Source organism: Amycolatopsis coloradensis (genome assembly GCF_037997115.1).
In the GTDB taxonomy this organism is placed as follows: Bacteria; Actinomycetota; Actinomycetes; order Mycobacteriales; family Pseudonocardiaceae; genus Amycolatopsis; species Amycolatopsis coloradensis_A.
This window is the reverse complement of sequence record NZ_CP150484.1, coordinates 4,058,935-4,075,207: the sequence shown is the minus strand read 5'-3', so window position 1 is coordinate 4,075,207 and position 16,273 is coordinate 4,058,935. Positions and strand designations below refer to the sequence as shown.

Sequence of the window (16,273 nt, the reverse complement as noted above, 5' to 3'; positions counted from 1 at the left end):
TGTTCTGATGGCTGAGGAGAAGAACCCGGTTCCCGTCCCGGGGACTCTTCCATACCGGGAACTGGCAGATGGCCGCCACCTCGTCGGCGGGCAAGTGGTGTACGGGCATTGGAAGAGCGAGAGCCAGTTGAACTTGGCGTAGACGCCGGCTCCGATTCCCGCCGTCCCCTGACCGGTCCGATCACCGTTGACAGCCTGATTTCCTGCGGTCCCGACTCTGCCTGTTCGTGGGCCGACGCGCCGCGGGCTACTCCTGCGATTCGGCGAGCAGTTTCAGGGCGAGCGTCTTGAGCTCCGGGCTCGCCTTCGCGGCGTCACCCGAGTCGAACGGCGGTCGCGGGTCGTATTCGACGGCGAGCTGGATACCGCGGGCGATCCGCTCCCCGGCCAGCAAGGACGCGAGATGGAGCGCGAGATCGATCCCGGCGGACACCCCCGCCGCGGTGACGACCTTGCCGACCTGGACGTACCGGTCGGCCACGTAGCGCACACCGAAGGTCTTCTCCAGGTAGTCCGCCGAGGCCCAGTACGTGGTGGCCCGGTCGCGAAGCAGCCCTGCCGCGCCGAGGATCAAGCTTCCCGTGCACACCGACGTGGTCCAGGTCGTGTGCCGGTGGATGCGCCGGATCCACTCGAGCAGGACCGGGTTCTCCATGGCAGCGACCGTGCCGCGGTTGCCCGCGCCCGGGACCAGCAGCACGTCCAGGCGGTCCACCTCGGCCACCGAACGTTCCGCCACCACCGCGACATCCCGGGTGTCGGTGCGCACCGGGCCGCGGTGCTCGGCGATCATCGTCACCGTGGCGCCGGGAAGCCGGGACAGCACCTCGGCGGGGCCGGTCGGATCCAGGAGGCTGAAACCGTCGTAGAGCAGGATGCCGATCTTCGATCCCGAGGTCTCCGCCTGGGCCGTACCGGTGCCGAGGCCGAACGCCGCGGCCGCCGCGGCGCCGGCCAATACCGTCCTGCGCGTGGTCTTCGCACTGTTCATACCGCGAATTCTGGGGCGGTCAACGGACGATCGGGCGTGGCATGTCCGGCATCCTGCGAAGCTTGTCCCCGGACAGCCCGTACTGGTGGCGGAACGCCGTGCGCAGGGTTTCCGCCGAGGCGAACCCGCATTGCCGGGCGACCGCGGAGAGCGGCAGCGCGGTGGACCGCACCAGATGGGCCGCCGCCTCGGTCCTCGCCATCCGCACGGTCCGGGCCGGGGTGCTGCCCAGATGGGCGGTGAACAAGCGGGTGAGATGCCGGGTGGTGACCCCGGCACGCGCCGCCAGCGCCGGTGGGCTCAAATCCTCGGTGAGATGCGCGGCGATGTATCCCAGCAGATCCAGTACGACCCGGTTGCTCGGCGGCGGAGCGGCCAGGAACGTGCTGATCTGGGCCTGGTCGGCCGGGCGGTGCAGATAGGTCACCAGTTCACGGGCGACCTCGCGGGCCAATGTCGGGCCGTGGTCGTCCTCGATCAGCGCGAGCGTGAGATCCAGCGCGCTGATCACCCCGGCCGAGGTGAAGACGTTCCCGTCACGGATGTAGAGCGGGGCGGGATCCACTGTCACGGCGGGAAAAGTCGCGGCGAGCAGCTCGCTATAGCCCCAATGCGTGGTGACCCGCCGGTCGTCGAGCAACCCGGCGGCCGCCAGCACGAACGTCCCCGTGCACACCGAGGCGACCCGCCTGCTTCGCCCGGCCAGCCGCCGCACCTGCGTCAGCAGCCGCTCGTCCTTGGCGGCCGCCTCCGTTCCCGCGCCGCCGACCACGAGCATCGTGTCCATCCGCCCCGACACTTCGGCCAGCCGCCGGACACCGGCGAGCAGGATCCCCGACGAACTCCGCGTCGTCCGCCCGTGCACCGTGGCCAGTTCGACGGCGTAGGGCGGCGCGGCACCGTGTGAGTTCGCGATCTCCATCGCCCCGCTGGGACAGGCGACATCGAGTATCTGTGCGTCGTCGAAGGCGACGATCACCACGCGGCGCACCGAGCCCATTCCAGTCCCCACAAGGAGAATCTACCCGCCGGACCCCTGTTCCGGCGACGGACTCGGACGGCGCGTTCTCCTGAACCGCCTTCTCTGCCGGAATCGCACCGCCCCGGGCGGGCCGTCCCTGTGCCGGAAGGCACGTCGTGGAAGTCGTCGGCGCCGTTCAGTGACCACAGTGGACAGTGGGTGGCGACGCGGGACATCGTCGTGGCGGCCACGGTGCCGCTCCGCGGAGACACCGACGGTGCTCGAAAAGACAGGTAGGGCTCAGTCGGCCGCGAGGATTTCGGCCAGCCGGAGAGTGTCCCGGAGATAGCGCTCGTAAGGAAAACCGGCCGCGATGAGCCCTTCACGCAACTCGTCACAAAGTGGCTTTCCCGTGGCATGGAAGGCTTTCCGGCCGCGATCGGTGATCCGGACCAGCCGGCGCCGCGCGTGTTCGGGGTCTACGGTGATCCGCACCAGCCCGTCCGCTTCGAGTGGTCGCAGGGCCCGGCTGATCGCCGGATCGGAGACCGACAGCGCCTGGGCGAGCCGGTGCTGCGTCGTCGGCTCGATGTCCTCGAGCGTGCCCAGAAGCCGTATCTGGCTGTAAGTCAAACCATCGGGGTCGTCAGCGCGCCGCCGGGCCGCTTCGCCCATCAGCATGACCACCCGGTGCAGCAAGTCCGCGAGTCCGTCGTCCACGACCTCACCATACCAGAGTGTTGACGGGTTAATATTAACCAGGTAAGACTGAACTCGTGGACACCTTCGCTTACCTCGCCCAATCCGCCTTCCCGATGGTCTGGATCGTCGTGCCCGCCGTCGGAGCCTTCCTCCGTGCCCGCCACGCGACGTCATCTCGGGAACGACTCGAAATCTGGCAGCGCTGGTGGGCCATCGGCGCCTTCGGCTGCGGCAGCCTGTGGATGACGGTCGCCTTTCTCGCCTTCCCGGAGGTCATGGCCACCGCGATCGGCTTCGACCGGACGCCGTTCATGTTCGAGATCGCCTTCGCGAACCTCGCGCTGGCCGTGATGGGCTTCCGGGCCGCCTCGGCGTCCGCGCGCGAACGCGTCACCATCGGCATCGGCGGCGGGATGTTCCTCTGGGGAGCCGCGATCGGCCACGTTTACCAGTGGTTCGCCAACGGTGACCACTCCCCCGGCAACACCGGCGGAGTCCTCGTCAACGACATCCTGATCCCGGCGGTCATGATCATCCTTGCCGTGCGATCCCGGCGGCTCGCGACCGTCCCGCGGCCCGCCGCGGAACTCGTCGCCTGAGCCCGCGGGAGCTGTCCTCATGACGACTACACAGACCGACCAAGCGACCGGAAAGGCCGCCGCCGAGCGGCTCAGCATCTTCGTCGACGCGGTGATCGCGATCGCGCTCACCTTGCTGGCGCTGGATCTCCCGATCCCCCACGGCGACACCACCGGCGCCATGCTGAGCTCGATCTCGGACCACGGCAAGGAATACTTCGCCTTCGCGCTCGGCTTCGCGGTGATCTCCGCCCACTGGCGCGCGCACCACGAGATCTTCCCCTACGTCCGCTCGCTGAGCGGCCGCCTGATCAGTCTCACCCTGCTCTGGCTGTTCATGCAGGTCCTGATGCCGTTCGCGACGCGGGTCATCACCGCCGAGGGAGCGTTCCCTCTCCGGTTCAGCCTGTACGCGATGGTTCAGGTCCTGGCCTCCGCGTCGTTCGCGCTGATCATCAGGGAGATCCGGCGCGAACACCTGTACGTGACCGACGGACCGCCCCGGGTGTTCGCCCAGAGCCTGACGCGCAGCGTCTGCTTGGCCGCGGTGTTCGGGATCTCCGTGCCCGTCTCGTTCCTGACGGACGACGCCGTCGCCTACCTGTGCTGGCTCGCGGCGCCTGTCACGCTCGCCGTCGCCCGCCGCGTCCAGGACCGCAGGTCGTCCGGCACCTGAGCGGCCTGACCGGACCGGGTCAGCGCAGCGCCGTCAGGACGTAGTCGTCGCCGGACTGCCACACCGGCGCCACTTCGGCGAAGCCCGCTTCCCGGAGCAGCCTGGTGTGTTCCTGCGGGCTCAGCCGGTTGCCGTAGCCGGTCGAGATGCCGCGCAACTCGTCGGCCGTGAACCGCCCCCGCAGCGCGGGATCGGCGGCGACCGCCTCCCACCAGGCCTTCCATTCCTCGTTGGCGCCGACCCCGGCACGGACCGCCCGCCGGTTCTTGACCACCTCGGCGAGGTCGCGGATACCGGGTTGTTCGTCGTAGAGGTGGTCGCCGTTGACGAGCGCTCCGCCCTCCCTCAGCGCTCCGGCGAGGTCACGGTAGACGTCGGCGAGCCGCTCGGGACGCAGCCAGTGCAACGCGGTCGTCGAGACGGCGGCGTCGACCGGCCCCCATTTCAGCCAGCCACTCTCGGCGAGGTCGGCCTGGAGGTACTCGATGTCCGCCTGCCGCGGCCGGGTGGCCCGGGCGAGGGCGAGCAGGAACGGGTCGTTGTCGACGCCGATGACCCGTGCGCGCGGCAGCCGCCCGGCGAGCCTCGTGGCCAGCGATCCCGGGCCGCATCCGAGGTCCAGCACCAGCGGCTCGGCGACGTCACGGCATACGTGCTCGACGACGTCGATCAGCACGGCGAAGCGTTCTTCGCGGTCCGCGACGTAGCGTTCCTGCTGGATGTCCCACCGGCGCACCCAGTCCGCCGCGAGCTTCTCGTCCACCGGCCTCCCCTTCGTGATCTTGATCCTGTGTAGCACACCCCTGGCATGGGTTACCGTGGGCGCCACAACGCAAGAAGGTGCCCGTCGGGGGAAGCCGGTGTGAATCCGGCGCTGACCCGCAACCGTGAACGGCCTGGGAAGACGTCTCAGCGCCGTGAGCCGGACTGCCCGCCGGGTACCGCCAGCCCCAACTGTCGTGGAGTACGGAGCGGGGTCCCGTTCACGTGCGGCCGCGCGCCCGGGACAGTGCTCGATGTCCCGGAGGTTCCTATGACGCGCCATCCGCTCACCCGCCGGCGGCTGCTCGCCCTGGCCGCTCTCACGCCGCTGGCCGCGTGCGGGACCGCACCGGCGGATACCGGCCGGTTGAGGGTCGCGTTCGCCGCGGGCGGCTCGAAGGAGACCCTGGACCCGTCTCAGGTCTCCCTTTTCGTCGACCAAGCGCGGGCCAAGGCGCTCTTCGACACGCTGGTCGCCTACAACGCCGACACCTCGTTGCGGCCGCGGCTGGCCGAGTCCTGGGAAAGCGACGATTCCGGCACACGCTGGCGGATCCGGCTGCGGCGGGCGGCCTTCCACGACGGCCGTCCGGTCACGGCGGACGACGTGCTCTACACCTTCCGGCGGATCGCCGATCCCGCACTGGCGTCTTCGTCACGGCAGTACTTCGCGAAGGTGGACTTCGGCCGCAGCAAAGCGGTGTCCCCTGCCGAAATCGAGCTGACACTGACGGCTCCCGACTTCGAGTTCCCGTCGGGCTGGGGCGCTCCCGGCGCGGAGATCGTGCCCGCCGGGACGACGGATTTCACGGCACCGGTCGGCTCCGGTCCGTTCCGTTTCGTCTCGTTCACCCCCGGCGGGCCGGCGGTGTTCCGCAAGAACGAGTCCCATTGGGACGGCGCGCCGGGCATCGACGAGCTGGAATTCGTACCGGTCAACGAGGAAGCCGCACGCGTCAACGCCTTGCTGTCCGGGCAGGTCGACTACGCCCACGATCTCGCGGCCGGTACCGCGGCCCGCTTGGCCGGTGACGGGCGTGTCTCGTTGCTCGAAGCCAAGGGAACGACGATGCAGGGCATGATGCTGCGCGTGACGCGGCCGCCGTTCGCGGATCCGAGGCTGATGCGCGCCGTACTGTCCGGAGTGGACAGAGAAGCGCTGAACCGCGTCGCACTGGCCGGACGCGGCGAGATCGGCAACGACCTGTTCGGCAAAGGACTCCGCGGGTACGCCACCGGCATCCCCCAGCGCGGCCGCGATGTCGAGGCGGCCCGCTCGCTCGTCCGCGAGTCGGGCGCGGAGGGGCTGGCCTTCGCCGTCGAAACCAGCGACGTCGATCCGGGCTTCGCCACCGCGGCCACCCTGATTTCCCAGCAGCTCGGGGAAATCGGGCTGAAGGTCACACCGAACACGCGCGCGTCGAGCACCTATTTCAGCGAGATCAAGACCAAGGGGGTCGCCGCGCTCACCCGTACGGCGACCCTGCCGGTGCCGACGTTCCTCAATCAGCGCTTCCGGACCGGCGGTTCGAACAACGTCAACGGTTTCGCCTCGCCGGAGTTCGACGCCCTCATGGACCGGGCCGCGGCCACCCCGGACGAGAGTGCCCGGCTGGCGCTGTTCGGTGACGCCCAGCGGATCGTGCACGAATCCGGAGGTCTGCTCGCCTGGGGGTTCAGCACCTGGACGATCGGCGTGTCGAAGCGGGTGTCCGGATTGGTGTCCGCGCCGCCGAACACCTTCGACTGGGCGAGGTTCGACCGCGCCCGGCTGTCCTGACGTGCCTGGTTACGCCGCCCGGCGGCTGGGCTTCGCCGTTCTGCAGGCGATGTTCGTGCTGGTCGCGACGTTCGCCGTGACCGCGCTGCTCCCCGGCGACGCGGCGTCGGTCGTGCTCGGCGAGCAGGCCACCGACGAGCAGGTGGCGACCGTGCGCCACCGGCTCGGCCTCGACCAGCCGATCCTCGACCGGTTCGGGCACTGGTTTTCCGGGCTGCTCACCGGTGATCTCGGCCGGTCGCTCGTGACCGGCGCCCCGGTGACCGAGGAGATCGCCCGCCGCTTCGCCGCCACCGCCCTGCTCGCCGGGGTGACCCTGCTCGTGCTCGTACCGCTCGCGCTGGGCATCGGGGTGACCTGTGGGCTGCGCGAAGGATCGAGGATCGACCGGGTGCTCACCTCGGTCACGCTGTTCCTGCACGCGATTCCCGAGTTCGTCCTCGGTCTGCTGCTGGTCGCCGGATTCGCCGTCTACACCGGTTTGCTCCCGGCGACCGCGGCCGGAACCGAGCCGGCCGCACGCCCCGAAGTGCTCGTGCTGCCGGTGATCGTGCTGGTCGCCCGGCAGCTGTGCGATGTCGCCCGGCAGCTCCGGATCGGGATCGCCGAGCAGACCCGGGGCCAGGTGGCCGGGCATCTGCGCCTGCTCGGCCTGCCCGAACGCACCGTGGTGCTGCGGCATCTCCTGCCCGCCGCCGCGGCTCCCGCCGTGCAGCAACTCGCCCGCGCCGTCGAAGGGCTGCTGACCGGCACGGTGATCGTCGAATCCCTGTTCGCGTTCACCGGTCTCGGCACGGGTTTCGTCGAAGCCGTGCAGAACCGGGACGTCCCGCAGGTGCAGGGATACGTGCTGACGTTCGCCGTCGTGGTCGTGCTCGGGAACCTGGTCGCCGACCTCGTGGCGCATCGGCTCACGCCGCAGCGGGAGCCCGCGAAATGGTGAAGCGGACGTTCGGGTGGTCCCTCCTCGCGGTGCCGCTGGTGCTCGCGATGGCCGGGCCGGTGATCGCGGGCCCCGTGGAGTCCGTCGGCGCGCCGTGGCAGGCACCGGACGCCGCTCATCCGCTCGGCACCGACGTCCTCGGCCGCGACGCGCTCACGGTGATCCTCGCGGGCGGGTTCCCCGTGATCGGCATGACGGCCGCCGCACTCGGGCTCGCCTACCTGATCGGGGTGCCGCTCGGTCTCGTCGCGGCCGGGCGGGGACGGCTGGCCGACGAGGCCGTGATGCGGTCCCTCGATCTCGTACTGGCCTTCCCGTCGCTGCTGGTGCTCATGGTGCTCGCCGCGACCGGGCACCGTGGGCCCGGCGTGCTCATTCCCGTCGTCGCCGTACTCCAGTTGCCCGCGATCACCCGCGTGGTGCGGGCCGCGGCCTTGGCGCCTGGCTGCCGCACAGCCGTGGAAGCCCTCACCCTGCAAGGACAACCGTGGTGGCGCGTCCAGCTCGGGTACGTCGCCCGGCACCTCGCCGGCCCCGTCGCGACCGACGCCGGCACACGGCTCGGCGTGGTGCTCTACCTGCTGGCGTCGGCGAACTTCCTCGGACTCGGCCTGCCCGCCGATTCCCCGGACTGGGCCGTGGTCATCGAACGCAACAGCGAAGCCCTCTACACCTCGCCCGCGGTCGTCCTCGTTCCCGCCGCGCTGCTGATGGCGTTGTGCGTCGGCACGAACCTCGTCACCGACCGGCTGCTCGCCGTCCGGCGGGTGATCCCGTGACCGTCCTGGAGATCGCCGGCCTGTCCGCCCGCGCCGGCGAGACCGTTCTGCTCGACGACGTCTCACTGTCCCTCGAACCGGGCCGGGTACTCGTCGTGCTCGGCGCGTCCGGCACGGGAAAGACCACCCTGGGTCTCGCCGCGACCGGACAGGCCCGCCCGGGGATCACGCTGTCCGGGTCGGTGATGCTGGCGGGGTCCCCGCTGCTGGGCCGAACCGCTTCCGAACTGCGACGGGCCCGGGCCGGCGTCGTCGGCCACCTGCCGCAGCAGCCGTCGGCGGTACTGGACCCGGTCCGCCGCTGCGGTCCGGTGCTGGCCGAACTCGCCGCCCTCCGCCACCGCGGCCGTGCCGCGCGCCTGGCGGCGGCCCGCACCGCGCTGGCGGAATCGGGACTCGAACAGACGTTGTGGCGCCGATTCCCGCACCAGCTGTCCGGCGGGCAGCAGCAGCGCATGGCCCTCGCCACCACTCTCGTGAACCGGCCACGGGTGCTGGTCCTCGACGAGCCGACCAGTGGTCTCGACGCGGCGAACAGGGCCGTGCTCACCGCCCGGCTCGCGGAGCTCTCCCAGGCCGGGACGGCGTTGCTGATCCTGACCCACGACCTCACGCTGGCCCGTGCCCTGGCAGGCGACGTCGCCGAACTCCGCGACCACCGCTTGGTGCCGTCCCCGACGGTCCCCGGACCCGTTCGCATCGATGGCCCGCCACCCTCGTCGCCGTCCTCGCCGGTGCTCGTCGTTCGCGGGCTCACCGTGCGCGCCGGGCGGACGACGCTCGTCGAGGACTTCGACCTGGAACTGGCGGCGGGCAGCCGGACCACGCTCGCCGGCACGTCGGGCGCGGGCAAGACGACCCTCGCCCGCGCGCTCGCCGGATTGACCCCACCGAGCGCGGGCACGATCGAAATCGACGGCGTCCGGCTCCCCCGCCTCGCCCGTCGTCGCACTCGCGCGCACCTGCGCGCGGTCCAATACGTCCACCAGGACAGCCGCGCGTCCTTCGACGAATTCCGCGACGTGCTCGACCAGGTGGCCGACACCGCCCGTCTCCTTCGCGGCCTCAGCCGCGCGGACGCCCGGCTCGAAGCGATGGAGACCCTGCGCTCCCTCGGTATCGACGCGGCCGACCGGCGTCCCGGCCTGCTCTCCGGTGGCCAGCTCCAGCGTTGCGCCGTGGCCCGCGCGCTCCTCGCCCACCCCAAGGTGCTGATCTGCGACGAAGTGACCTCGGCGCTCGACGCGGCCAACCGCACGCGACTGCTGGACGTTCTCGCCGCCGCTGCGAATCGGCACGGCACCGCGCTGCTCATGATCAGCCATGACGACGCCTCGGCTCCGCTCACGATCACGATGAGGGCGACGCCTGAGTCACCGAGGTGACCATGGAGGCACTCGACTGTCCATTAGGGACAGTTTCGGGGCGTGCTTCTTTTTGTCGTCCGGTTCGTGTGCTTCGACGCGCGTTCCCTCAAGCTGGGCCCGATGGTCCGCCCCCGACGTTGCGAAAGTGGCTTTCGCAACACGCCACCTCTGGCCCCAAGCCGCCAGAATTGTCCTTTATGGACACAAAGCGCAGGCTCTCCACCGGCTCAGCCGTATGCCCGCACCTTCTCCCGGCGTGACCGGAAACCCAACCCCGGAAGCGACCACCGACCGCCGGGCCATTCGACCGCCGCCGGACGCCAGCCGAGCAAGGTCCTCCTGAAGACCACCTCAAGCTCACCCTCGACCAGCGCCTGTATGAGCGCCGCGAACTCCTCGAAGTCCTCCGGCGAGTCCACTTCGAACGGGTCCAGATCGTCGATGAACAGTTCCCCGCCGCGTTCGGTCATGCGCAGCTCCAGGCGCGGCGCGCCCGGGACAGCAGGCTTGACCCCGGACGACACCAGGGTCGACTCTGAACGAGACCGCCCCGCTCTCGATCAGCCGCCGGTACGCGGTTCCGAGCGAATCCACGAACCGGTCCATCGTCAGTCCTTGGTGCACACACTCGGCGTAGACACCATTACCGTCCTGCTCCTCGTCGCAAACCGCGGCGGCATCGCGGCGCCGACGAACATCACTTTCCGGATCATCGTTCCCCTCCCCTGGGCACGGGAACAGCCTGCCACCTCTCCCCACCGGACGGCGAGACTTTTGCAGCAGAGCGGAAATCGCAGGCAAGGCGATCGTCCGGCGGCATCCCCGGGGTCGTGCCGTTCCGGGCATCCGGCGGACGGGCCTCGCTGCCGACCTTGCGCCGGCACCTCGGCCCCGTGCACCTGGCTGGTGATCATCAGCTCGGCATGCCTTCACTGGCCGACGCGGCCTCGTCGGGTGAGCGGGCCGCGAAGCAGGTTCTGGCGAGCCTGTGACCGACGCCTGTCGTCAGCCGACGTGGATTCCCGGGCGGAGCGCCGGATCGCGTTCGCTGGTGCGGATGATCTCGCGGACGACCGGGGCGGTGTCGCCGCGGCCGAGGATCAGGTAACGGAACAGATGCCCGAGCGGATTGCCCTCGCTCCACTCGAAATGGCATTGGGGCCGCACACCGGTGGTGTCGCGCAGGGCGAGCAGGATGGCCGCGATCGCGTTCGGGGCGGCGGGGCTTTCCGCGCGCAGTACCCGGAATCCCTCGATCTCGACACCGCGGACCTTCAGCACGTCGCTGAAGCCGGACGGGTCGATGACGTCGATTTCGAGGAACAGGACGTCGGCGGCGCCGGGTACCGGGTTCAGGCCGCGCTGTTCCGCTTCTTTCGCCCGGTATTCGTCGGCGTCCCCGGCCTGGCGCCGGTTCGCGATGATGGTGAGCGCGCCGTCGTGCGCGATCGACTCGGTGACGAACCGGCGCGCGGGCTCGTCGAACTCGATGTGGTCCACCCGCAGTTCCGTGGTGCGGGTGACCCGCGAGATCAGTGACACCACGATGATCCCGATGATGAAGAACGCGGAGATGGTGAGGCCGTCGGGCTTCTCGATGACGTTCTCCACCAAGGCGTAGATCAGGATCAGGGTCAGCACGGCGAACGCGATCGCCGCCTTGCGCTGCCGCTTCTTCGCCGCGGAGATGGCCACCGCGACCGACGCCGACACCATCATCGCGAGGATCCCGGTGGCGTACGCCCCGGCCTGGGCGTTGACGTCGGCGTTGAAGATGATCGTGACCAGGACGCAGATCGCGGTGTAGACCAGCACCACCGGACGGACCGCCCGCGCCCAGTCCGGCGCCATCCCGTACGCGGGCAGGTAGCGCGGCACGATGTTGATCAATCCGGCCATCGCCGACGCACCGGCGAACCACAGGATCAGGATGCTGCTGATGTCGTACGCCGTGCCGACCCACTCGCCCAGCAACTCGTGCGCGAGGTAGGCCAGCGCGCGGCCGTTCGCCTCTCCGCCCGGCCGGAACTTCTCGGCCGGGATCAGGACCGTGGTGACGAAGCTGGTCGCGATCAGGTACACCGACATGATCAGCGCGGCGGCGGTGAGCAGTTTGCGGGTGTTGCGGATCCGGTTCGCCAGTTTCCGTTCGGCGTTCTCACCCTTGGCCGCCACCAGCGGCATCATGCTCACACCGGTCTCGAAACCCGACAAACCGAGCACCAGCAAGGGGAACGCCAGGATCGCCGGGCCGATGACACCGCCGAATCCGCCTCCTCCGGAGGTGAGCGCGTCCAGCCAGCGATCGAACGCGGCGGCATCGGCGACCACCTCGCCGACCCCGGCGACCACGACCACCGCGTTGAGCAACAGGAAGATCGCGACCAGCGGGATCGCGACACCGACCGCCTCACTGAACCCGAGCAGGAACACCCCGCCGAGGATCAGCAGCAGGACGACCGTGATCAGCACCTCGTGCCCGTGCAGGAACGACGGGGTGATCGGATTCTCCAGCGCGTGCACCGTGGCGTCCGCCGAGGACAGCGTGATCGTGATGATCCACGACGTCGCGACGAAACCCAGTAGCACCAAGACGAAGATCTTGCCGCGCCAGAACGGCAGCAGATTCTCCAGCATCGCGACCGAACCCTGACCGTGCGGGCTCTCCTTCGCCACCCGCCGGTACATCGGCAGCATGCCCAGCAACGTCAGCGCCACGATCAGCAACGTCGCCAGCGGCGACAGCGCGCCCGCCGCCAGCGCGGCGATCCCTGGCAGATACGACAACGTGGAGAAGTAGTCCACGCCGGTGAGACACATGACCTTCCACCACGACTGCGGAGTGGCGTGCTCCTCGTGACTCTCCGGCCCCACCGGCTGGACCCGGTGCTCCATCAGCCACCGGCCGACCTTCCCCGTGGGCGCCGCCTGCCGGACCGGGCTCTCCACCCGCTCCGGGACAGCATGCTCCGGTACCTCGGTCATCCCGTGCCCTCCCCGAATCGCACGTACACCTCCCACGAGGCGAACCTGGCACGCCACTCGTGATGGCCGCACACCGACGCGGACACTAACGAACCAGCGCTAAGAATCACCGCGCCCGCCGTAAAGAAAACGTAAGTGTCGTAAGAAGCGCGCTCCGCTCTAGGCCTCACCCGCCATCCGACCGGGCTCCAGCCGTCGAGGTCGGCATCGGGCGGCAGGTGCGCGATGATGCTCGCCGGCCACTGGCGCATCGCCTCGGCGCGTTGCCGGAGCAGGCCGATCGCCTCGGCGCGGGTCAGGTCCTCGATGAGACCCACCGCAGCGGCGAGCATGTCCAGCCGGGGATCGCGGCTGGCGAGTGCCTTGCGGAGCAGGGTGAAGTAGCTCTGTTCGCCCTTCGCGGTGATCTCGTATTCCATCCGTGGCGGACCGCCCGCCTCGCTGGAAACGGTCTCGTGGAGAACGAGCAAGTCCTGTCCGGTCATGGCCTTGAGCGCGTGATACACCGAACCCGAGGTCGCCGTCGCCCACTCGTGCGCGCCCCACGACTCCAGGTCGGAACGAACCTGGTAGCCATGGGCGCGGTCACGCCGCCGGACCGCGCCCAAGACCAACATGCGAACCGTCGACACGGGATCAGCCCGGCGTGTTCGTGCTGAGCCACCACAACGTCCCGAACGGGTCGACGAAGACGTCTTCGGGTTCCGGCACGGTGGCCCACAGCTGGACGTGCACCGGGTCCGAGGGCGACTCCAAGCGGCGCATCCCGCCGGCCCCGGAGTCGGCGAAGAACACCACGCCGGTCCCGATCCGCGCTTCGGCGTGCACCATCCGCTCCGGATCCTCCGGTAGCGGAATCACGTTCGACACCTCGGCCTACCTGCGCCGGAGGCGAACGACCGGATTCGCCGGACGATTAGGCTGTAGACGAGCAGCAAGAGCCGAGGAGTACGTGAATCCGCTGAACGAGGGCATCCGGTCACGGTGAATCCGACCACGGCGGCCGCGGGCACCGACCCCTTCGTCCACCTCGCGTTGTTCTATCGCGGGCAGGACGACTACCTGACGGGCACCGTTCCCTTCATCCGGGAAGGCCTGGACAGGGACGAACCGGTCGCGGTCTCGGTGCCGGGCCCCAAGGCGCTGTCCCGCAAGTCATGTTCGCGGTCTCCGCACCCAGGTGTCGCGAAAGCCACTTTCGGGACATCAGGCGTCGCGAAGGTCCCTTTCGCGACACGCTCCGGCTGCACGACCACTTGCGGGACGCCACCGCCGACCCAACTGTCCACAAAGGCCTCTCTCCGAGAGGACGGCGCCCGATCGGCCCGATTTGAGTGGTTTCACGAAGGGGTCGTGAGTGATAAAGAGGGTTAGAACCATCCTTGTCACTCACGACCCCACTTGAAATCCGTACATACAAGCATCAAGCGGACATCCAGCGGGAAAGAGCGTCCTTTGTGGACACTTGGGGAAGGCAGTCGAGGCGTTCCTGGGCCCTTCGCGAGCGTCGCGGCTGTCCGTTGCACGCGAGGCATGGATCAACGGCCGAGTCCTCGCAGAGCCGTTTCGATCTCCGCGCCGGTGAGGCGCCGGGGGCTGACGTAGTAGAGCACTGAGCCTGCCGGGAGATCGCCGTCCCACGAAGGGTTGACCACCAGGTCGTCGTCGGTCCGTGCGGCCAGAACCGTGGCACCGAAAGCGCGGCCCAGCGCCAGCCGGCATTTCTCGGTGCTCAGCCGCCCCAGCGACTCGGGCAAGACGACCGAGTACGTCCCCGCTCCGCCTGCCGTCATCAGCTCGGAGTAGACCTCGGCGATTCCCGGGGAGGTCAGTTCTTCCGTGACCATCCGCGGTGTGTGCCACTGCACGCACTTGATCCGGGGGTCCACGTAGCGGACCAGCTCGGACTTCTCCATGTCCCGCAACGTCACCACGACATGCGCCGACCGGTTCGCGTGGTCAACGGTCACCGCGACGGCCAAGGCCTCGTTGTCGTCGCCCATGTCGACCAGGATGGTGCCCGCCTGCGCGACGGCGGCCCGAGCGAGCACGTCGGCCGCCGTCGGCTCACCGCGGACGAAGTCCACCGGCTGCGACGGCATGGGGTGCACCTGCACTTCGTCGCTCGCGCACAGGACGAGTCCGGTCACGCCGTCGGCGATGAGTTGCGCGACGATGCGCTCGGTGCGGCCTGGTGTATAGCCGATCAGGAGCGTGTGCCCACTCGCCCGTACGGCTTCCATCCCCTGCATCCGCCGTCCCTTCGCCTGTTCGAGCCTGGAAGCGAGCTTGGTGAACACCGTGGTGAGCGTCGCGATCCCGCCGATGATGACATAGGCCCCGACGAAATGCCCCGCGGTCGTCTCCGGCGAAAAGTCGCCGTAGCCGACCGTCGCGGCCGTGACCACGAAGTACCACCAGTAGTTCCCGGGCTGGACGAGCTCACTGCCCGCGGGTTCGGCCAGCACCATCAGCGGCCAACTGGTCGCGAAGACGAAGATGACCACGACGACAGGAAGCATCCAGCCCTGCTGCAACACCCAGCGGGCCAGCAGCCGCGCCAAGACGAACGACACCCCCGCCTCCTCACCGGCCGCGCTCCACCCGACCGCGGATTCCGATACCAGACCACACCGTTCCCATCGGCGCAACGGACGTTACCGGACCGCTACGGCGGATATCACCAGGTGGAAGTATGTGTCCGCAAAGGACTGTCCAAGGGAGACCGGCTGTCGTCGAGCGCGCCCGGCCACGGCCGAATGGTCACCGGCCGGAACGGAACCCCTCGACATTGACCACGGTCGCCACAGATCGGCTGGTTGTCGACCGGAGGTCCGAGACGCGGTCAGGTCGATCCTTGCCAGGTGGTCAGGACCGGGCGCGGTCATGCTCGGCCTCGGCCGGGTTGCCGCCGGCTCGACCGGCGCCGTGTCGATCCAGGCGGGCGGCAGCGGCGGCCGTCCGGCCATTCCGAGTACCGGGGAACGCGGTATCTCAGCGCGAAAATCGGGTCGTGGAAAGTGTTGGCCGTCAACCGATGACACTCTTCGGGCAGCCCGGCACACGTTGGATGGATGCGCTCGAACTCCGGCGTCAGCCGGTGGTACTCCGCGACGCCAAGCCGGTGATCCCACCCAGGGTGGACTACTCCCTCACCGAACTCGGCAAGGAAGCCGCGGACCAGGTGAACGGCATCGCTCACTGGACGGAGCGGCGGATGACGGCCGTGCAGAAAGCGCGAGCGGATTACGACGCCGCGAAAGCGCGACTCGGCTGAGCACGTCGCGGCGATTCGTCGAAGCCGTCCGCGTTCGGGCCTGCCTCCGCTAGGGTGCGTGCATGGCGGAGTTACCGGTCGGCTCAGTCTTGGTCCGCACTTGGTTCGGTGACGACAGTGCCTGGGATTCTCTGGCCCACGAGGTACGGACGCCCAGCGATGAGGGGTTCCAGGCGAGTGTCGCCGTGGTGAACGATCCAGCTTTCGCGGGTTTGAGCGCCGAAGCGTTGAAGGCAAAGCAGACGACTGGAGCGATCGTTTCGTTCCTCGCGGACAAGACGACCCTCACGAACGCCGAACATCCCATCCTTGCCGTCTGGGTTCTTCCGCTCCGGGGCGTTGATCATCAGCCGTTCCGGGTGGTGTCCGCCGAGCTGCCGAGCGTGGAGAACAACATCAACCTGGGAAACATGGACTGGGAAGACTTCACGGGGTCGGTGAGCGCCGACGGTGTGTTCCGGGGATTCTGACG

At 69.2% G+C, this 16,273-nt stretch carries 19 protein-coding genes and 1 riboswitch; of the genes, 10 read left to right on the top strand and 9 right to left on the bottom strand.

The window, feature by feature from the left end; all coding sequences use genetic code 11:
* Positions 1–247 precede the first annotated feature (247 nt).
* The 3 genes from LCL61_RS19000 to LCL61_RS18990 all read right to left on the bottom strand — a co-directional run bounded on the left by LCL61_RS19000 (position 248) and on the right by LCL61_RS18990 (position 2,672).
* Complete coding sequence (locus tag LCL61_RS19000) at positions 248–991, bottom strand: DJ-1/PfpI family protein (RefSeq protein ID WP_340688072.1); 744 nt, start codon at positions 989–991, stop codon at positions 248–250.
* Positions 992–1,010: 19 nt separating this feature from the next.
* Positions 1,011–1,991 (bottom strand): GlxA family transcriptional regulator, encoded by a 981-nt coding sequence (locus tag LCL61_RS18995; protein ID WP_340688623.1) that lies wholly within the window; start codon positions 1,989–1,991, stop codon positions 1,011–1,013.
* Positions 1,992–2,252: 261 nt separating this feature from the next.
* Positions 2,253–2,672, bottom strand: coding sequence for a MarR family winged helix-turn-helix transcriptional regulator (locus LCL61_RS18990; protein WP_340688071.1), 420 nt, complete (start codon positions 2,670–2,672; stop codon positions 2,253–2,255).
* A 56-nt stretch (positions 2,673–2,728) separates the two neighbouring features.
* On the opposite strand from LCL61_RS18990, the gene LCL61_RS18985 reads away from it, so the two are divergent.
* Positions 2,729–3,253 (top strand): DUF6790 family protein, encoded by a 525-nt coding sequence (locus LCL61_RS18985; protein WP_340688070.1) that lies wholly within the window; start codon positions 2,729–2,731, stop codon positions 3,251–3,253.
* A gap of 19 nt (positions 3,254–3,272) precedes the next feature.
* A complete protein-coding gene (locus tag LCL61_RS18980) occupies positions 3,273–3,908 on the top strand; it encodes a TMEM175 family protein (protein ID WP_340688069.1) in 636 nt (211 codons plus the stop codon).
* 19 nt (positions 3,909–3,927) lie between these two features.
* Here the strand turns inward: LCL61_RS18980 and LCL61_RS18975 are convergent, their stop codons facing one another.
* A complete protein-coding gene (locus tag LCL61_RS18975) occupies positions 3,928–4,671 on the bottom strand; it encodes a class I SAM-dependent methyltransferase (RefSeq protein ID WP_340688068.1) in 744 nt (247 codons plus the stop codon).
* Positions 4,672–4,709: 38 nt separating this feature from the next.
* Positions 4,710–4,861, top strand: a riboswitch (cobalamin riboswitch).
* An 80-nt stretch (positions 4,862–4,941) separates the two neighbouring features.
* On the opposite strand from LCL61_RS18975, the gene LCL61_RS18970 reads away from it, so the two are divergent.
* From LCL61_RS18970 to LCL61_RS18955, 4 genes are read left to right on the top strand one after another with little or no spacing between them, the layout of a single operon-like run.
* The gene (locus LCL61_RS18970; protein ID WP_340688067.1) at positions 4,942–6,450 is read left to right on the top strand and encodes an ABC transporter substrate-binding protein; all 1,509 of its coding nucleotides are present in this window, start codon (positions 4,942–4,944) and stop codon (positions 6,448–6,450) included.
* A 1-nt stretch (position 6,451) separates the two neighbouring features.
* Positions 6,452–7,393, top strand: a complete 942-nt coding sequence (locus tag LCL61_RS18965) for an ABC transporter permease (RefSeq protein ID WP_340688066.1) — start codon at positions 6,452–6,454, stop codon at positions 7,391–7,393.
* Positions 7,387–8,172: an ABC transporter permease gene (locus LCL61_RS18960; RefSeq protein ID WP_340688065.1), complete on the top strand. Its 786-nt coding sequence runs from the start codon at positions 7,387–7,389 to the stop codon at positions 8,170–8,172. The genes LCL61_RS18965 and LCL61_RS18960 overlap by 7 nt, the downstream gene beginning before the upstream one ends.
* Positions 8,169–9,557, top strand: coding sequence for an ABC transporter ATP-binding protein (locus tag LCL61_RS18955; protein ID WP_340688064.1), 1,389 nt, complete (start codon positions 8,169–8,171; stop codon positions 9,555–9,557). Before LCL61_RS18960 ends, LCL61_RS18955 begins: the two co-directional genes overlap by 4 nt.
* Positions 9,558–9,766: 209 nt before the next feature.
* On the opposite strand, the gene LCL61_RS18950 is transcribed toward LCL61_RS18955, so the two are convergent.
* Positions 9,767–10,063, bottom strand: a complete 297-nt coding sequence (locus LCL61_RS18950) for a hypothetical protein (protein WP_340688063.1) — start codon at positions 10,061–10,063, stop codon at positions 9,767–9,769.
* Between the two features lie 306 nt (positions 10,064–10,369).
* On the opposite strand from LCL61_RS18950, the gene LCL61_RS18945 reads away from it, so the two are divergent.
* A complete protein-coding gene (locus LCL61_RS18945) occupies positions 10,370–10,531 on the top strand; it encodes a hypothetical protein (RefSeq protein ID WP_340688062.1) in 162 nt (53 codons plus the stop codon).
* 13 nt (positions 10,532–10,544) lie between these two features.
* Here LCL61_RS18945 and LCL61_RS18940 read toward each other — a convergent pair whose 3' ends face one another.
* From LCL61_RS18940 to LCL61_RS18930, 3 genes are read right to left on the bottom strand one after another with little or no spacing between them, the layout of a single operon-like run.
* Complete coding sequence (locus LCL61_RS18940; protein ID WP_340688061.1) at positions 10,545–12,524, bottom strand: amino acid transporter; 1,980 nt, start codon at positions 12,522–12,524, stop codon at positions 10,545–10,547.
* On the bottom strand, positions 12,521–13,141 hold the full coding sequence (locus LCL61_RS18935) for a PadR family transcriptional regulator (RefSeq protein WP_340688622.1): 621 nt from the start codon (positions 13,139–13,141) through the stop codon (positions 12,521–12,523). The genes LCL61_RS18940 and LCL61_RS18935 overlap by 4 nt, the downstream gene beginning before the upstream one ends.
* A 19-nt stretch (positions 13,142–13,160) precedes the next feature.
* Positions 13,161–13,385, bottom strand: a complete 225-nt coding sequence (locus tag LCL61_RS18930; RefSeq protein ID WP_340688060.1) for a hypothetical protein — start codon at positions 13,383–13,385, stop codon at positions 13,161–13,163.
* Positions 13,386–13,508: 123 nt separating this feature from the next.
* Here LCL61_RS18930 and LCL61_RS42615 point away from each other — a divergent pair, with 123 nt between their 5' ends.
* The gene (locus LCL61_RS42615) at positions 13,509–13,898 is read left to right on the top strand and encodes an MEDS domain-containing protein (RefSeq protein ID WP_425342015.1); all 390 of its coding nucleotides are present in this window, start codon (positions 13,509–13,511) and stop codon (positions 13,896–13,898) included.
* Positions 13,899–14,062: 164 nt separating this feature from the next.
* Here the strand turns inward: LCL61_RS42615 and LCL61_RS18920 are convergent, their stop codons facing one another.
* Positions 14,063–15,100 carry an ion channel gene (locus LCL61_RS18920; RefSeq protein ID WP_340688059.1) on the bottom strand — a complete coding sequence of 346 codons (1,038 nt, stop codon included), beginning with the start codon at positions 15,098–15,100 and terminating at the stop codon, positions 14,063–14,065.
* A 494-nt stretch (positions 15,101–15,594) separates the two neighbouring features.
* Here LCL61_RS18920 and LCL61_RS18915 point away from each other — a divergent pair, with 494 nt between their 5' ends.
* Both LCL61_RS18915 and LCL61_RS18910 read left to right on the top strand, forming a co-directional pair.
* Entirely contained in the window at positions 15,595–15,801 is a 207-nt protein-coding gene (locus LCL61_RS18915; RefSeq protein WP_340688058.1) for a winged helix-turn-helix transcriptional regulator, read from the top strand.
* Positions 15,802–15,863: 62 nt separating this feature from the next.
* Positions 15,864–16,271 carry a DUF6924 domain-containing protein gene (locus tag LCL61_RS18910; protein WP_340688057.1) on the top strand — a complete coding sequence of 136 codons (408 nt, stop codon included), beginning with the start codon at positions 15,864–15,866 and terminating at the stop codon, positions 16,269–16,271.
* The last annotated feature ends 2 nt before the right edge of the window (positions 16,272–16,273 follow it).

Excerpts from the sequence above, each read along its gene's own strand:
- LCL61_RS19000 (WP_340688072.1), bottom strand. The coding sequence starts at position 991 with ATGAACAGTGCGAAGACCACGCGCAGGACGGTATTGGCCGGCGCCGCG.
- LCL61_RS18995 (WP_340688623.1), bottom strand. The coding sequence starts at position 1,991 with ATGGGCTCGGTGCGCCGCGTGGTGATCGTCGCCTTCGACGACGCACAG.
- LCL61_RS18980 (WP_340688069.1), top strand. The coding sequence starts at position 3,273 with ATGACGACTACACAGACCGACCAAGCGACCGGAAAGGCCGCCGCCGAG.
- LCL61_RS18970 (WP_340688067.1), top strand. The coding sequence starts at position 4,942 with ATGACGCGCCATCCGCTCACCCGCCGGCGGCTGCTCGCCCTGGCCGCT.
- LCL61_RS18960 (WP_340688065.1), top strand. The coding sequence starts at position 7,387 with ATGGTGAAGCGGACGTTCGGGTGGTCCCTCCTCGCGGTGCCGCTGGTG.
- LCL61_RS18940 (WP_340688061.1), bottom strand. The coding sequence starts at position 12,524 with ATGACCGAGGTACCGGAGCATGCTGTCCCGGAGCGGGTGGAGAGCCCG.
- LCL61_RS18935 (WP_340688622.1), bottom strand. The coding sequence starts at position 13,141 with ATGTTGGTCTTGGGCGCGGTCCGGCGGCGTGACCGCGCCCATGGCTAC.
- LCL61_RS18915 (WP_340688058.1), top strand. The coding sequence starts at position 15,595 with ATGGATGCGCTCGAACTCCGGCGTCAGCCGGTGGTACTCCGCGACGCC.
- LCL61_RS18910 (WP_340688057.1), top strand. The coding sequence starts at position 15,864 with ATGGCGGAGTTACCGGTCGGCTCAGTCTTGGTCCGCACTTGGTTCGGT.